This window comes from Sporosarcina sp. ACRSL (assembly GCF_022346605.1).
Taxonomy (GTDB): Bacteria; Bacillota; Bacilli; order Bacillales_A; family Planococcaceae; genus Sporosarcina.
Map to the genome: position 1 here is coordinate 93,890 of NZ_JAKRNT010000009.1, position 17,045 is coordinate 110,934.

Sequence of the window (17,045 nt, forward strand, 5' to 3'; positions counted from 1 at the left end):
CATGATAGCTCATAACTACTCAATTTTGAACGATGACGTATTGTTTCCTCAAAATTATGGGTATAGAGATAAACAACATAACCAATATGGATTCTATCTACGTATTTGCTTCATCGTTATGGGCATCATAACTATGTCTCACGGGTGATACCAACATTTCAAGGAATGTAATATAAATATAATTTTAATAACAAATTCGACATCTAAATATAGCGTATTATCGTTATATAAAAACATCTTCATGCTTCTATTTTTATTTTGACAATATAATTATTTTACCTTTATAATGGTGAAATCCTAAAGGAGGCAATTATTAAAATGTCACAACTAACGAAAAAGGAAATTGTAGAAAGTGTTCCCCAAAAAGGGTTCTTTGGACATCCAAAAGGCCTTTTCACTTTATTTTTCACAGAATTCTGGGAACGTTTTTCATATTACGGGATGAGGGCAATCCTTGTCTTCTATATGTATTATGAAGTGACCAAAGGTGGACTTGGTTTCAGTGAGACGACCGCACTTTCCATTATGTCCATTTACGGTTCACTCGTATATATGTCTGGGATTATTGGGGGCTGGCTGGCAGACCGGATATTCGGAACATCCAAAGCGGTATTCTATGGCGGAATATTAATTATGCTTGGACATATTGTTCTTGCGTTGCCAGGGGGTGCGACAGCGCTCTTTATCTCGATGGGATTGATTGTTCTAGGAACTGGACTTTTGAAACCTAACGTTTCAAGCATGGTCGGAGATATTTATTCGAGAGACGATATTCGACGTGACTCCGGTTTTAGTATTTTCTACATGGGCATTAATATGGGGGGCTTCCTTGCGCCTCTGACTGTAGGGACAATAGGAACGGAATATAACTTCCACCTCGGTTTCGGACTTGCTGCGGTCGGAATGTTTTTCGGATTAGTTTTGTTTGTTCTTACAAAGAAAAAGAACTTAGGTTTAGCGGGCACGCAAATCCCGAATCCATTGACTCGAGACGAACGGAAACGTTTCATCTTGATTACTTTGGTTGTCATTGCTGTTCTTGGAGCGCTTGTTTTTATATCGATTCCTCAAGGATGGCTGACGTTTGACTCATTTATCGGCCTTATAGGAATACTCGGCTTCTTAATACCGATCTCTTATTTCGTTGGCATGTACCGAAGCAAGAAGACAACTCCGGATGAAAAATCGAGGATTCTCGCTTATATTCCATTATTCTTAGCTTCAGTCATGTTTTGGGCGATTGCTGAACAAGGATCGACTATTTTGGCGCTCTACGCAGATAAGCGTACAAATTTGGATGCTTTCGGATTCCATATATCACCCGCATGGTTCCAATCATTAAATCCGTTATTCATCATTACGTTAGCACCGGTATTTGCTTGGCTTTGGATAAAATTAGGAAAACGACAACCGTCGATTCCTCAAAAATTCTCATTTGGTATCCTATTTGCAGGAATTTCATTCATCGTCATTTTGTTGCCTGGTTATTTCGGCGGAACGGATGCACTTGTCAATCCGCTTTGGCTCGTCTTAAGTATTTTCATCGCGGTATTAGGTGAACTTTTCCTTTCTCCTGTCGGATTGTCAGCAACGACAAAACTGGCACCTGCAGCATTTTCTGCACAGATGATGAGCTTATGGTTCCTTTCCAATGCAGCCGCACAAGCGTTGAATGCACAGCTTGTAAAGTTTTACTCTGTAGAAAATGAAATGATGTACTTCGGAATTATAGGAGGAGTAGCGATCGTATTAAGTTTGATCCTATTCGCCTTCTCCCCTTTCATCTCAAGATTTATGAAGGGTGTTCATTAATTTATTTTAAACAAAGCAATACCGATTCCGGTATTACTCAGACTGTAGACAAGCACAAGGAATTTTCGGTGTTTGCCTACAGTCTTTTTCCTTTTAAATAGTAGTAATACTGGAAATTGTTTATTTCCACTGCGGACGGACACTTTTTTTACCTCTAGTCCATTCTTTTCAATGTTTTTGAAAAAAGTGATAGAGGGTTATCCTAAATACCGAAAATAGCCAGAACGGCTCCCTTTCCGCGGGCGTCGCCTCAGCCTCCTCACTGCGCTTCGCTCCATTGCGGGGTCTTCACCTGACGCTTTTCCCGCAGGAGTGTCGCCTTTTCTGGCTATTTTCTAGAGATACCATAAATATAGCTTGTGATATCTTCCAAATATGCTATGAAGATAAGCAAACGCCTATAACGATATGACAAATAGACACGAATATAACCTTGCGAAAAAACAATATTCGTCAGGGCTATTTGGCATATTCTTTTTTAACTATTTAGGGGTACCTGTTGCTTGGAGTGCAGGTGCTCGACTCCTGTGAACGGCGTTACGAAGGACGGCGTTTGCGAGCACAAGCGTAGCGTTGCGAGCAGGATGCCTTAATTTCTGCAAAGATCGCAGAAATTAAGGCAAATCGAACTCTTCGTGGTTCGATTGGCTCAAGCCATGCCCGCGGAAAGCGAGCGCCGGAACGGAAAGTAACAGCTTGTTGACAGGGCTATGCATCTTTAACTGACCCAAAGCAGGAAAGATTAGTAAAACACTTGACTACAAGTAAGAAAGCGTCCACCTGAAGCGGAAATTAACAGTACATTTTTACACTCTGAGCAATACCATTCGCGGTATTGCTTTTTTAATATTGGAGTTTTTAGAGTTATCTTTTCCGAAATTAGTATTTCAATAGGAGATTATAAAGTGATATGATAGAATAGCAAGTAAATTTAAAAAAGAAAAGGGGAAAAAATATGATTGTGGGATTGTCCATCATCTTAATTTTAGTGTTATTTCTGCCATTTACAGTCCCGATCGTCGAGCGAAATTTAGAAATCTTCCTCTTCATTATGGGGGTAGCTGCGGTCCTCGTTAGCGGTGTGCTGGATAAGGGATTAGTACTAAAAGCATTGGAAGATCCAATACATATTACGATTGCAGTCATTGTAGCTGGGCTCATATTCAAATGGCTGCAAAAGCCGTTTGAAAATGGAATTCAAGGAGTTAGCCGGGTCATTCCACTTAAACTTTTCATGGCGTTAATTATCATTATCGTCGGACTTGTCTCAAGTATCATTACGGCTATTATTGCGGCTCTTGTGTTAGTTGCAATCGCGAGTGTTTTGGAGCTAGATCGTAAATCTGAGATCCGTTTTGTCATTCTTGCTTGTTATTCGATCGGTATGGGTGCTGTTTTAACGCCAATCGGCGAACCTCTATCAACAATTACAACAAGTAAACTTAATGAAGATTTCTTTTACCTTCTCCGACTCATCGGGCCGGAAGTCATTCTTGGAGTCATCGCGTTCGGTTTATTGGCCTTCTTACTCATTAATCCGATAAAAGATTCTGCTGGTTTAAAGGCAAAACAAGGTAAAGAATCTTACTTGGAAATTTTGATACGCGGATTAAAAATTTACTTATTTGTCATGGCTCTAACGTTGCTAGGTGCCGGATTTGAACCGTTCATTGAAAGATTCTTGCTTGACCTTCATCCGTACTTCCTCTATTGGATCAATATGATCTCGGCTGTTCTTGATAATGCTACGCTTGCAGCCGCTGAGATTAGTATATCCATGGACGAGCCTACAATTAGAGCGATATTACTCGGTTTAATCATTAGTGGCGGTATGCTCATTCCCGGTAATATCCCTAATATTATCGCCGCTGGAAAATTGAATATTAAAAGCGGAGAGTGGGCACGATTTGGAGTGCCAGTCGGATTGATCGCTATGATTATCTATTTTGTAGTTATTATTGTTTTCTAATTAACAACAGGCCAGTCACTAGCATTTCCTAGTGACTGGCCTGTTTCAATTCCCTTACTTCTTTTTCGTCAGACGTCCAAGGATGAATGCGCCTGCTGCTAACCCGATCATCGTATTCGTTTTTTTCGTAAACACCTGTTTCACTACCAGGTTCATGTTTTGCGGTCTTTCGGCGAGACGACGCATGAAATAGCCGTACCAATCTTGGCCAAACGGAACGTATGTGCAGAAGTTGTATCCTTCTTTCGCAAGCTCCAATTGCATATCTTTCCTAAATCCGTAAAGCATTTGAAATTCAAATTTATCATTTTGGATATTATGATCTTTAACAAATTGTTTGACGTGGTTGATAACATTATGGTCATGTGTGGCAATCGATGTGAATTTTCCATTCAGTAAATGCCATTCGATCAATTTAATATAATTCCTGTCAATATCCTGTTTGTCTTGGTAGGCATAATCAGCAGGTTCCTTGTATGCTCCTTTGACAATCCTGAGACGAAAATCCTTATACTTATGTAAATCTTCCTCTGCCCGGAAAAAGTACGCTTGGATTACCGTACCGATGTTGTCATACCGAGCCGATAGGTCGTCCAATAGATTGAATGAAGGTTGGAGACGGGCATGGTCTTCCATGTCAAAATTGACAAATAGCTCGTATTTTTTTGCTGCGGCAACAATTTCCTCAATGTTTTCCTTACAGAAATCATAATCGATGTCGAGACCCAATTGAGAAGGTTTCAATGAAATATGCGCATCTACCTCATGTTCGTGTATTGCTTCGATGACTGCAAGTATTTGTTCTTTTGCAGCAAGCGCTTCTTCTCTCTCATAGACGAACTCCCCTAAATTGTCTACCGTGCAAGAGATACCATGTTTGTTTAATTCCTTGATGCTTTCAATAGTTTCGGCAATATTCGTACCTGCGACGACATTTTGTGCACCTAATTTCAACCCATACTTTTTAGCAGCGCTATTTAAAAATTGATTTTGGGAAAGGCCGATAAAGAAGTCTTTTAACATTTCCATTCTCCTTAAAAGTTAGTATTTTCAACAAGAATTATAACATAGTGTCTTCATATTATTTGCAAAATAAGCAATAAAAACATGGAAGGAAGTTTACTATCTTTGAATGGACATGATATTTATAACTTAAACTGCCCGACAATTGTCTCAAGTTGTCCCGCCATGCCTTTTGTTTGTAACGAACGATTTGAAACTTCGTTGATTGAAGCAGTGGTCTGTTCTGTAGCAGCTGATATATTATTCGTCTTATTTTCTATTTCTTGCATGGACTCGGTCAAATGGGTGATCAATGTCACAATCGAATCCGATTTTTCGACTTCTTTACTCATCAATTCTGAAATTTGATTGATTTCATGGACTGTATTGGAGACAGCGTTCGCAATATTACTTAGAGACTCGGAAGTTAGTTCTGCTGTTCGGCTGCCAGTTTCGACGACTTTCGTACTCTCCGAGGCAGAAACTTCGACTTGTCCAATGATTTCTGTTATTCCATTGACGATATTTTCAACTTGCTGTACTTCTCGATTGGACTGTTCTGCTAACTTTCTCACTTCTTCTGCAACGACTGCAAACCCTCTTCCGTGTTCGCCTGCTCGTGCAGCTTCAATGGATGCATTTAACGCTAACAAATTCGTTTGGGCCGCAATGCCTGCAATCGAATTCGTAATTTCTTGAATTTTACTAGTCGACTGGATGAGTTGTTGGATAGTGAAAGCCACATCTGTTGACGATTGACGGATCTTTTCCATATCCCCACTTATTTCGTTCGCAAGCTGTTGACCGTCTTGCGCAATTTGCATCGTCAATTGAGAGTTAACAGCAACTTCATCTGCACGCACTTTTGAGCTATGTAGACCGTGTGCAAGTGAGTTGAGGATTGATGAAGCATGCTGCGTGTTATTCGTACCTTCTGTAACGTTCATCGCAACTTCATTCATATTTTCTGCTACCATTTCAATTGCGCCATTCATTTCACTTAAAGTTGAGGCAGTAGTTGAGGAATTCAACATGAGCTGTCTAGAAGTATCCTTCATCGTTCCAATCAACGTACGCAAATTTAACGTCATCGTATTCAATGTGTTCGCAAGATCTCCAACTTCATCGCGGGAGTTCACTTTTAGACTTTCTACATTCAAATTACCGTCAGCAATTTCTTTTGCTTGTGCAATTAATTGGGAAATCGGCTTCGTCTTCCGGCGTAATAATCCGATTGTTATAAATGCAGCAATGATAACCGGAATGATGCTGATCAGTATGCCATCACGAACGACTTCCCATGTACGCTCAGCAACGATGTTCGTATCAAAATCTATTACACTAATGGCGATAATCTCTTTCGTAGGATCATGGTCTTTGAAAATTGGCGCATACCCGGACAACCTTTTCATACCCGCAAATTCATATGGCTCAGAATAGGTTGGATGCTTCATTTCTAATAGCATTGTAATAGCTTTATCGTCGACCGGAATGTGATCTCCTACTTGCACCCCTTTCCCCGCCAAATTATCATCAAGTGCAATGAGCTTTCCATTCAGATCAACAATATATTGTGTCTCAAAAATATTTTTATGTTGAACCGTCCAATTTAAATCTTTACCCACTTTTTCAATTGTTGTAACATCGCCTGCAAGTGCGCGTTCAATTTCATCAGATTGGAGTAATCCAGTTGTAATGTTTGCACATCCGTAAGCCTCAATGCCAGCCGCATCGTATAGTTTATCGTATGCGGTCTTGTAAGTTGCGACAGATGTGATGGCTAGCATAGCGACAAGTATGCCGACAATAATGGTTCCCAATTGAAAAGTGAGGCTATTTTTCTTTTTCATCTTTCTCTTCCTTCCTATTACCTATCTACCATTTTCGGAGATAGACCTAACTATCTAAATCATACATGATTTCAATAGAATTTCATATTCATATTCTTTCTCTTTTTTCTTAAACAAAAAAAGATAAAGGAAAATGGCTTCCCTTCATCTAATGCTTTGCATGATCTAGTTTTACACTGCCCGTGAATACCCACCGAAATGTTTTTCAAGAAAAGAGCCGAGTGAAAAGATGGCATCCTCATTACCATTTTTCCCGATTATTTGCAGACCGATCGGCATTCCCTCTTTATCTTTACCGATAGGGACTGTCAAAGCTGGAAGGCCCCATGTATTGGCATAAGCAACAAAAGGCATGTATTTCATGAATGTTTTTCGTATTGAAAATATTTCCTTATAGACAACACCGTGCAGCGGAGCAGCTTTATGGTATACAGGCATAATAATTAATCGCTTTTCTAAATACTCATCCAACTGTTTATCTCCTTCATCCAAACGATCCGAAATCTCATCTATCCGTTTAGCAGATGGCTTGAATAATGAAGTGCCTATTAACGCCCATGATAAATAGCGGTGAATATCCGCGGTACCCTTTGTCTTTTCGTTTATATAGGAAATAACAGGATTGCCCTTTGCATTACCATATGCGATCTCTCGGATAGACTCTCCCCCATCAATCGACATAATTTCTTGCCATAGAAGAGCTGATTCGTCTAGAAGTGGAAGAGGTTCCCTTTCTGTCATGTATGAATTCTTTACAGCAAGGTAGACATCATTCAATAGTTTTACCGACTCGTCGGAAAGTGGAAACGCGGTCGTCCGGAATACATTTATAATAAAATCACTGACCTCTTTCTTTTCCATTGGATTGTCAGCAATTATGGAATATACTAGCTTCGCGTCTCTTACTGATTTTGCAATGGGACCAATCCCTAGCATCCTTTCCTGCCAGGCATTATCCACATATGGAAAACTTCCAACTTGGGAGACTTGCCTATTTCCGGATTTAAAACCGATAACACCATTAAAATGACTTGGAAAACGGATGGAACCGCCTATATCTGATCCTAGTCCAACAGCAACTGCTCCAAGGGCAATTGCAGCCCCTTCGCCACCGCTCGAACCGCCTGCCGTTCGATGCAAATTCCATGGATTATTCGTTCTGCCATGTAGCTTATTGTCAGTCTCTTGGCAAAAGCACAATTCAGGTGTGTTCGTTTTACCAACAATAATAGCTCCTTCTGCTTTCAACTTCCTAACTACTTCAGCATCATCATCTTGAATGTCATTTTTCCTACGGATCAATCCACCAGTTGTCTTCATTCCAGCCACGTGAAATGACTCTTTCATGCTTATTGGAACGCCAAATAGGACCCCTCTTGCAACTCCCTCAGCTATTGCAATATCCGCCTGTTCCGCCTCTTCCATAGCGGTTGCAAAACATTCTTCTACAAGAAAATTGACTGAAGGATTCTTTTCCTTTATTTGTTCGATATACAAGGATGTAATTTGAGAAGAGGTCATCTCCCCGTTTACAATCATCTCCCTGATTGTCCAAGCATCAGCGTCTAAAACAGAACTGACATTTTTCATCCCTATCCCCCTCTTTCGCCCTAATAATTCACGATTATTCTCTCTATTCATTATATACAGAAAACCATTTTCATACAAATGAATAAAGCTTCTTCCTTTTACAGGAAAGAAGCTTCACAGGATTACATGAGATTTACGAAGATGATAATGAATATGATGAGGGTTGATACCCCTAATGCGGCCCATTGACCAGGATCTGGATTCTCTAGTCGGCTGTCCCATTTTTGCATGTCATCACTCCTTTTCTTCGTGCATCATTTCAAGGATTCCCCTACCTTAGAACGTTCTATTCTGATGCTTCATCTTTCGATCATTTTACAATTTGAATATGCTAAACTATTTGTTAGAAATGGGGTCATTCGATGTATATCTTTATTATAAATCCTACGTCTGGAAAAGAAAGGGCATTCACGATTTGGCAAGAAATCGAGGAAATGCTACTTGCGAGAAACGTCGAATACGAAACGCATATATGCGTCTCCTCCGATTTAACTCGTAAATATATGAAGGAAAAAATGGAAACAACATTCATAAAAGCTTTTGTCGTTATTGGAGGAGACGGAACGATCAATTCTGTTATTCAACAGTTAGCCCATACCCCTATTCCGTTAGCTGTCCTCCCGGCGGGGTCTGGCAATGATGTCGCAAGAAATTTTAATCTGGTTACGGATCCAGATTGCTTTGTCAAAAAACTGCTAGTCGGTAAATGTGTATCTATTGATCTTTTAAAAGTGAATGGATTGTATGGACTGACAATTGCAGGTGTCGGCATAGATGCAAAAATCGGTAATAGAGCAGACAAGTCCATTTATAAAAAGTGGCTCAATAAAATAAACCGTGGATCTGTCGCTTATACAATTGCGGCAATTATTGAATTGCTCACTTTCACGCCGTTTAGGGCCAAGCTTTTTGTCGATGGACAACTCGTTATGGAATCGAATTTATGGCTTGCTGCAAGTGGCAATGTGAAAATGTACGGCGGGGGTCTTGTCATCTGTCCGAATGCGTGCCCGACCGACGGAATGATGAATGTGACCGTTTTGCATGAAGCAAAACGGTTGAATGTCTTATTACGACTATTCCCTCTCCTTCTGAAAGGAAAACCTATCATTGCCAAAGAAGTATCCTATTTGGAAGGAAAAGAAATAGTAATTGAGGGAGAGCGGATGTTGCCTTCGATTATCGACGGGGAATTCTTCCACTCTAAAAAAATCAAAATAGCTATCCAACGCAAAGCTTTGAATCTTATTTTAACGTCCTGACATTTGATTTTCCTGTAAAGAAAACGCTTACATATTTAATGGAATTGTTCTTCTTGATTAATTCATTTAAATTCATCATCAATTAAGAACAATCTTATGTTCTTCTTTCGTGATTCGTGTTAATATAATTAAATATTCATTACAAATTACGGAGGGAAAGAGCGTATGACAAAGATAGCTGCAAGTGAAACGAAACATGTTCAAGTGGAAGATATCCTCATTGCCAACCAATTGCTCAAGGATGTGGTGAAACATACACCTTTGCAAAAGAACAAGAGGCTTTCCGAACAATATGGTTGCAATGTCTATATTAAACGTGAAGATTTGCAATACGTCCGCTCTTTCAAATTACGAGGAGCCTATTACAAAATCAAACGGATTGAAAAAGAAGCTCGTGAAAAAGGAATCGTCTGTGTAAGTGCTGGAAATCATGCCCAAGGAGTGGCATATGCCTGTTCACAATTGAGGATTGCAGGCAAAATCTATATGCCACAAACTACGCCGAAACAAAAAGTCAACCAAGTGAAAATGTTCGGAAAGAACTTTGTTGAAATTGTCCTTGTTGGCGATACATTCGATGACTCTTCTGCCCATGCGATAGAATGTGCAGAACAGGAAGATCGGATTTTCATCCACCCATTCGATGACAAAGATATTATCGCTGGTCAAGGGACGGTCGCTGTCGAAGTGATGAATGATATTGATGAGCCGATTGATTTTGTTTTCGCGAGCATTGGTGGCGGTGGTCTTATGTCAGGGGTTAGTACGTATATTAAAAACCTATCCCCCGCAACTTCGATGATTGGAGTTGAGCCAGAAGGAGCAAGCAGTATGAAAGCTTCTATTCAAAATGGCGCGGTTACCCCTTTAGATAGTATTGATAAATTCGTTGATGGCGCTGCCGTTAAATGCGTAGGTTCTTACACGTATGAAATTTGCAGTGAATATGTTGACGATATTGTGAGTGTTCCGGAAGGTAAAGTTTGCACGTCTATACTAAATTTATATAACGAACATGCAATTATCGCCGAGCCTGCAGGAGCATTGACGATTGCAGCCCTCGATTTTTATAAAGATCAAATCAAAGGAAAATCTGTCGTCTGCATTATTAGCGGTGGGAACAATGATATTGGACGAATGCAAGAAATTAAGGAAAAATCCCTTCTACATGAAGGGCTACTCTATTATTTCATCATCAATTTCCCCCAACGCGCAGGAGCATTACGGCAATTTCTCGACTCCGTCTTAGGACCGGATGATGACATTACGACATTTGAATACACGAAGAAGCATAATAAAGAAAATGGGCCAGGTCTTGTCGGCATTGAATTGAAAAGGAAGGAAGATTATGCTGACCTTTTGATCCGCATGAAACAGAGCGGCTTCCCATTCACTGAAGTGAATAAAGATAGCACGTTATTCGAACTTCTTATCTAACGAGGAAAAACCCGCAGAGGCGATAATTCGCCTTTTGCGGGTTTTAATTTTTCGGTGTTGTTGCGATGACTGTTGCTATTCTATCAATCGCAGGGAGCGCTTTCTGCCTTTGTCCTTGAGTAAGAACACTGAAGATTAACGTTTCCCCATTTGTTGTTTCTACATAACCTGCCAATGAATTGACGCCGTTCAGGCTTCCTGTCTTCGCAATGACTTTCCCTTTTACCGAATTGTCTTTCAATCTGTTTTTCAATGTCCCGCCTACGAAGCGGTCATTCATCCCGGAAACGGGCAAGCCTTGCACGAAACTTCTATACCAAGGCGCATTGCGGACGAGGTAAAGTAATTCGGTCAATTGAGCAGATGTCACTTTATTTTTATGTGACATGCCAGAAGCATCTTCAAAGCTCCATTCATTCGGATTTAACCCGATGGATTGTCCAAACTCACGCATGACCCGTAAGCCTGCATTCCAGCTTCCTACTCCATAAACTTGTTTACCCATCGTCTTCGCAAGAATTTCGGCATGTGTATTGTTACTTAATTTCATGAAAGGTCTCATCAAATTTTTCAAAGGCATCGATTGCTTTGACGTTATGACTACGGCATTTTGTGGAGCCTGTCTTCTCGTCACATTCGATGTTTTATCAAATTTGATCCCTTTTGAAGCAAGTGATTTTTTGAACACATCAAGCGTGTATGCTGTCGGATTGGAGACTGTAACCCACTCTTTCTTTCCAGAACTTCCGAGAGGGGCATTTCCTGAAATAACAATGGTATTCGTTCCATATTGCCGCTTGATGGTTAAAGTATTTTTATAGCCTTTCGGGACTGTTTTACTTTTATTGACGATTGTAATGATCCCCGTGTCAGGTGTCATTGACACTTTCGCTTTATACCCTTTTTTTGTAGGAGTTGCGCTGACGATAACAGTTCCCGCATCATAATCAGTATTCGGTGATAACGTCAATCCGGATATTTGTGCAGCATAGTAATATGTTTCATCACTTCTGTCGATACCTGGCGATAGACGTGCAGAATCGAACCAACTATCATCTCCAATTAGATTCCCAGTAATTCTTTTAACACCTTGTTTTGAAAGAGATGTAGCAAATTGATCTAGGTCATTTTTCAAAAGTGTTGGATCCCCTTGCCCCCGCAAATATAGATTGCCGTGTAGTACCCCTTTCGATATGTACCCATCTGTCAGCAAATCTGTTGTGAATCGATACTCTTCACCGAGCGTTTCCAATGCAGCTGCAGAAGTTAATAGCTTCATTGTCGAAGCAGGTGTCAATTTCCGATCTGCATTAGACTCGTAGACGATTTCTCCAGTTGATGCTTTCCGGACCGTAACACTGCTGACGACAGACTTCTTCGAGGCATCCGCCATAATCTCATTAATATTTCTTTCCAACTTCTCGTAAGGGCTAGAGGCCTGTACAACTTGTTGACTAGGAGCAATTGTGAACACGGCAGCAAACGACATGACAACAGCCATAAAAACGATGGCAGCTTTTCTGAAAACCAAACTTTTTCCCCCTTCTTCTTATGTTGTGTTTTCAGTCTACCATTTTAATTTAGGCAAATAAATAGATTTTGAGATAAAAAGTATTTTATTAATAAAATTTTTTAACCAAAATATATTCTATTATTACTAACAACCTTATAGATTTGACAAAAAAAGACATCCATTTAAATGGATGTCTTTTTTCGTCATAAACCAACTGAAATGTATTTTATTTCAATATATTCCTCTAATCCCTGATGTCCTCCTTCTCTGCCGAGTCCGCTCTGCTTAAACCCACCGAAAGGAGCTTGTGGAGTTGAAGGTAGTCCGTCGTTTAATCCGACAATCCCGTACTCCAGCCGTTCACTCATACGAATGCCCCTCGAAATGTTTTCAGTAAATACATAGGCTGCCAAACCGTAAATCGAGTCATTCGCCCTTCTAAGAACCTCATCTTCAGAAGAAAAGGTCGTAATGGGTGCGACCGGACCGAATGTCTCTTCCTGCATGCAAATCATATCGTCGCTCACGCCATATAATACGGTCGGTTCGTAAAATAGATGATCCTTTCTTGATCCACCAATTAATATCTTTGCACCTTTTGACTGTGCATCATCGACATGGGACTGGACTTTTCTGATGGCAGCTTCGTCAATAAGCGGACCGATTGTCACGCCTTCGTCCATGCCGTTTCCGACTTTTAATTGTTTTATACGCTCAACAAACTTTCGTGAGAAGTCTTCTGCAATTGATTCATGAACGTATATCCGATTTGCGCAAACGCATGTTTGTCCGGCATTCCTAAACTTGGTGGCAATAACTCCATCAACTGCTTTATCAATATTACAGTCTTCCATGACGATGGCAGGAGCATGACCGCCTAGTTCCAATGAAATTTTCTTCACTGTATCTGCAGCGCCTTTCATGAGCAACTTCCCGACTTCAGTTGAACCGGTGAATGTCAGTTTACGGACACGAGTATCCTGCAGCCACGCGTCACCTATTGTACTTGCCTCTCCCGTAACGACATTGACGACGCCAGCGGGAATACCTGCCTCCAACGCTAACTGGGCCAACCTTATCGCGGTGAGCGGAGTCTGTTCCGCGGGTTTGATAACAACTGTACAACCTGCAGCAAGGGCTGGTCCAACTTTTCTAGTAATCATTGCTGCGGGAAAATTCCAAGGTGTGATAACAGCTGTCACACCAACCGGTTGTTTATGGATGAAAATCCGTTTTTCTTTATGGCTCGACGGAATCATTTCACCATAGATTCGTTTAGCTTCCTCCGCATACCAGGAGATAAATCCATTCGCATACTTTATTTCGCCTTTAGCCTCTGCAAATGGCTTGCCCTGCTCTTCTGTCATTGTCTGCGCTAAGTCTTCCGTATGCTTGTCAATCAGCTCTTGCCATTTGTTCAATAATGAACTCCGATCATAGGCTGATAGAGCCGACCAGTCTTGGAACGCATCATATGCTGCATTAACAGCTAAGACCGCTTCTTTTGCGCCTCCATTTGGCACGGTTGCAATCGGTTCTCCCGTCGCCGGGTTAATAACTTCAATCGTAGTAAGGTCATTTCCAACTTCTTTACCGTTGATGATCATCGAATAAAGCTTCATCTCGTAACCTCCTCAATTATCTTTATTCAAATGTACCATTATTATTTCTTAAAATCCCATTATATAGAATCAAAATATAGAAGGCTGTCCATAGCTTGTTAAGTGATGGACAGCCTTTCTCTTATGTTAGTATGTAGTTCAACTCTAGTTGGCTGGAATCAGCTTGGCTGTTGTCCATCCAACTCTACAGTGTCATCAAATCCTTTTATAAAGAATCCATCAGTCTCTGACCATTCGCAATAAAGGATTTCCTCTATATATTGATACCCTTTCTCGTTGACCCCTTGCAACAGCCATTCTTTGGACTTACCGATTGCTTTCAACACTTCAGGCTTTATTTCACCCTCATCAATTAGCAACACACTCGGTTCTTCTTCCTTCTTTTCGATTCCCAAATCTTCTACTGCAACAGAATTATATTTCGCGAAAGGATTGATAGAAATTTGCCCTCCCGGTTCGATATACATATCACGTACTTCCTTTAATGAAAAAATCCCTTGTTGACGAAGCATCGATCGGACCTGCTCCATTTCCAATTGATTTTTCTCAAACGCTTTCCGATTGATCTTTCCATTTGATAGTAACTGATCGGCTTCACCTTTTACTAAAATACGCAACGGATTAAATTTAGCAACCAATTTCTCAACCGCCAATATAGCTATTGCCCATACTGCCAATGAAAAAAGGAACATCCAAATTGTTACTTTCTTGTCATAAATACTTTCTTCAAGGATTCCGCCAAACACTATTAAATAGATGATGTCATACGGAGTCATCTCAGCTAAAGGTTTCTTGCCTAAAAGCCTAGTGATGGTCATAAGAGCAATTAACCCAATAATAAGCTTCATCCCAATTAGTAGATAATCCATAGCTATTCCTCCTATTCATCATTTAGTTACCCGAATCGCATTATTTAAATCTAGTAGAATCTGTCATGTTTCAAAATGGAAGGTTCGGGTATTTCCTAGAGTAGCAATTACCTAGAACAAAAACTTTGATCAGGAGGCGTTTTAAATGGTACAACGACATGTAGTAGGTTACTATGATACTGAATCTGAAGCTGTGGCTGCAATTGAAGACTTAAAACAACAAGGATACAGTTCAAGTGAAATTTCCATCATTAGCAAGGATCGAGATCATGTAGATCATATAGAGGAAGAAACTGGAACCCACGCTGCGGATGGAGCGGCTACCGGTGCAGCAACAGGAGGAGTTCTAGGCGGGCTGGGCGGCGTGCTAGCTGGAATCGGAGCACTTGCAATTCCAGGCGTCGGTCCAATTATCGCAGCAGGTCCGATCGTAGCAGGACTGACCGGCGCTGCCGCAGGAGCTGGGGTTGGCGGACTCGCTGGCGCATTGATCGGAATGGGGATTCCAGAAGATGAAGCAAATCGTTATAATGATTATTTCAATGAAGGAAAGATTCTTGTTTTAGTGGATGGAGAATACCGGAATACGCGTCTAGATTATCCTGACCGTCCGATTGTTTAAAATAAAGAAAGGCTGTTCCCGATCGAAGGGAGCAGCCTTTTCATTTTAATAATATGGTGATATTAATATGTAGACAAGTACACCAGTAAGGCTGACGTATAACCAAATCGGCATCGTCCAACGTGCGATTTTACGGTGACGCTCATGTTCCCTGTTCCAAGCCCTTGCTACACTTGTCAATGCTAGAGGAACGATAGCTGCAGCGAGTAGTATATGAGTGATGAGCACAAAATAGTAAATACCCGCTAAAATCCCATCCCCACCATACGAAGTGGATGGAGCCAAATAGTGAAATGTTACATAGGTCACTAGGAATAAGGCTGTTGTACAAAAAGCAGCATAGATAAATTTACGATGAACATTTATATTCCTTTTTTTAATTGCGATGAGGGCTGCAACTAAGAAAACAAATGTGAAGCTATTAAAAATCGCATTCAAAAGAGGAAGTATTGTAACATCGAATGCATCAAAATCTTCCACTCCTCCTCGCCTGCCTGACAATAAGCCGATCACGCCGAGTAAAACAATCGTTAAAATAATGATGGCTGGCCGATAATTTCTTTTTTTAAATAACTTTTCTTGCTTTATTTCTGCAGATTGATTCATGTAAACAACTCCTTAAACGCTACAAGTCTTCTCGTAGTGTAACATAATTTCGGCTCCATAAGACCGACTTCACATTGTTGTCAAAATGAAAAAACAGCCGGGCAAACTACCCCGACTGCACTATTTTTTGGATAAGGTCCGGTACAAGAATGCCTTTGTCCGTTCCATTTTAGGGTTATTCAATAATTCTACAGGATTTCCGGATTCAACAATTTCCCCTTTATCCATAAAAATCGCTTTGTTTGCGACATCCTTCGCAAATTCCATTTCATGTGTGACAACAACCATAGTCATATCCTCAAAAGCTAGGTCCTTCATGACCTGTAGCACTTCCCCTGTTAATTCCGGATCCAGTGCTGATGTAGGTTCATCGAACAAAAGAATTTCAGGGTTCCTCATCAAGGCACGTGCAATTGCCACCCTTTGTTTTTGACCACCCGAAAGCTTTGAGGGCAACACATCAGCTTTATCGGAGAGACCGACCTTTCTTAACAATTCCATACTCAACTCACGGTTTTCCTGTGGACTTCCCTGTTTTAAAAGCTTCGGTGCAAGTTCAAGATTTTCCACTACTGTCAAATGAGGGAATAGATTAAAATGCTGAAAAACCATTCCCATTTTAGATGTAATCTGTTTTACTTGTTGAGGTTTTGAGTAGATTCCGTCTTTTACAATGTATTTACCGTTGACCGAAATGCTTCCTCCATCCAATTCCTCTAGGTGAACTAAGCTCCTAAGCATCGTGCTTTTCCCAGATCCGGAAGGACCGATGACGGCAATGACGTCATTTTTATTCACTTCAAAACTAATCTGCTTCAACACTTCAAGCGGACCATATGATTTTTTAATATTTTTCACTTCAAGAATCGGCATATCTTTCACTCCTTACAT

The 17,045-nt window shown here is 40.6% G+C and carries 13 protein-coding genes; 5 read left to right on the top strand and 8 right to left on the bottom strand.

What is annotated here, in order from left to right; genetic code table 11:
• The first annotated feature begins 318 nt into the window (after positions 1 to 318).
• Both MHZ92_RS14200 and MHZ92_RS14205 read left to right on the top strand, forming a co-directional pair.
• A complete protein-coding gene (locus MHZ92_RS14200) occupies positions 319 to 1,812 on the top strand; it encodes a peptide MFS transporter (protein ID WP_239432376.1) in 1,494 nt (497 codons plus the stop codon).
• A 955-nt stretch (positions 1,813 to 2,767) separates the two neighbouring features.
• Entirely contained in the window at positions 2,768 to 3,781 is a 1,014-nt protein-coding gene (locus tag MHZ92_RS14205; RefSeq protein ID WP_239432377.1) for a DUF1646 family protein, read from the top strand.
• Between the two features lie 54 nt (positions 3,782 to 3,835).
• Here the strand turns inward: MHZ92_RS14205 and MHZ92_RS14210 are convergent, their stop codons facing one another.
• From MHZ92_RS14210 to MHZ92_RS14220, 3 genes are all read right to left on the bottom strand, one after another.
• Positions 3,836 to 4,804 carry a proline dehydrogenase family protein gene (locus MHZ92_RS14210; protein WP_239432526.1) on the bottom strand — a complete coding sequence of 323 codons (969 nt, stop codon included), beginning with the start codon at positions 4,802 to 4,804 and terminating at the stop codon, positions 3,836 to 3,838.
• Between the two features lie 122 nt (positions 4,805 to 4,926).
• Positions 4,927 to 6,633, bottom strand: a complete 1,707-nt coding sequence (locus MHZ92_RS14215; RefSeq protein ID WP_239432378.1) for a methyl-accepting chemotaxis protein — start codon at positions 6,631 to 6,633, stop codon at positions 4,927 to 4,929.
• 171 nt (positions 6,634 to 6,804) lie between these two features.
• Positions 6,805 to 8,223, bottom strand: a complete 1,419-nt coding sequence (locus MHZ92_RS14220; RefSeq protein ID WP_239432379.1) for an amidase — start codon at positions 8,221 to 8,223, stop codon at positions 6,805 to 6,807.
• A 362-nt stretch (positions 8,224 to 8,585) separates the two neighbouring features.
• Between MHZ92_RS14220 and MHZ92_RS14225 the strand changes: the two genes are divergently transcribed.
• Together MHZ92_RS14225 and ilvA are read left to right on the top strand one after the other, a co-directional pair.
• Complete coding sequence (locus MHZ92_RS14225; protein WP_239432380.1) at positions 8,586 to 9,485, top strand: diacylglycerol/lipid kinase family protein; 900 nt, start codon at positions 8,586 to 8,588, stop codon at positions 9,483 to 9,485.
• A gap of 165 nt (positions 9,486 to 9,650) precedes the next feature.
• Entirely contained in the window at positions 9,651 to 10,922 is a 1,272-nt protein-coding gene (gene ilvA, locus MHZ92_RS14230) for a threonine ammonia-lyase IlvA (protein WP_239432381.1), read from the top strand.
• 43 nt (positions 10,923 to 10,965) lie between these two features.
• Here ilvA and dacB read toward each other — a convergent pair whose 3' ends face one another.
• The 3 genes from dacB to MHZ92_RS14245 all read right to left on the bottom strand — a co-directional run bounded on the left by dacB (position 10,966) and on the right by MHZ92_RS14245 (position 14,926).
• Positions 10,966 to 12,453 (bottom strand): D-alanyl-D-alanine carboxypeptidase/D-alanyl-D-alanine endopeptidase, encoded by a 1,488-nt coding sequence (gene dacB / locus MHZ92_RS14235; protein WP_239432382.1) that lies wholly within the window; start codon positions 12,451 to 12,453, stop codon positions 10,966 to 10,968.
• Between the two features lie 185 nt (positions 12,454 to 12,638).
• Positions 12,639 to 14,057, bottom strand: coding sequence for an NAD-dependent succinate-semialdehyde dehydrogenase (locus MHZ92_RS14240; RefSeq protein ID WP_304649633.1), 1,419 nt, complete (start codon positions 14,055 to 14,057; stop codon positions 12,639 to 12,641).
• Between the two features lie 158 nt (positions 14,058 to 14,215).
• Entirely contained in the window at positions 14,216 to 14,926 is a 711-nt protein-coding gene (locus tag MHZ92_RS14245) for a DUF421 domain-containing protein (protein ID WP_239432383.1), read from the bottom strand.
• Between the two features lie 145 nt (positions 14,927 to 15,071).
• Between MHZ92_RS14245 and MHZ92_RS14250 the strand changes: the two genes are divergently transcribed.
• Positions 15,072 to 15,548, top strand: a complete 477-nt coding sequence (locus MHZ92_RS14250) for a general stress protein (protein WP_239432384.1) — start codon at positions 15,072 to 15,074, stop codon at positions 15,546 to 15,548.
• Positions 15,549 to 15,593: 45 nt separating this feature from the next.
• On the opposite strand, the gene MHZ92_RS14255 is transcribed toward MHZ92_RS14250, so the two are convergent.
• Both MHZ92_RS14255 and MHZ92_RS14260 read right to left on the bottom strand, forming a co-directional pair.
• On the bottom strand, positions 15,594 to 16,154 hold the full coding sequence (locus MHZ92_RS14255) for a DUF420 domain-containing protein (protein ID WP_239432385.1): 561 nt from the start codon (positions 16,152 to 16,154) through the stop codon (positions 15,594 to 15,596).
• A 120-nt stretch (positions 16,155 to 16,274) separates the two neighbouring features.
• Positions 16,275 to 17,027, bottom strand: coding sequence for an amino acid ABC transporter ATP-binding protein (locus MHZ92_RS14260; protein WP_255723562.1), 753 nt, complete (start codon positions 17,025 to 17,027; stop codon positions 16,275 to 16,277).
• Positions 17,028 to 17,045: the final 18 nt, after the last annotated feature.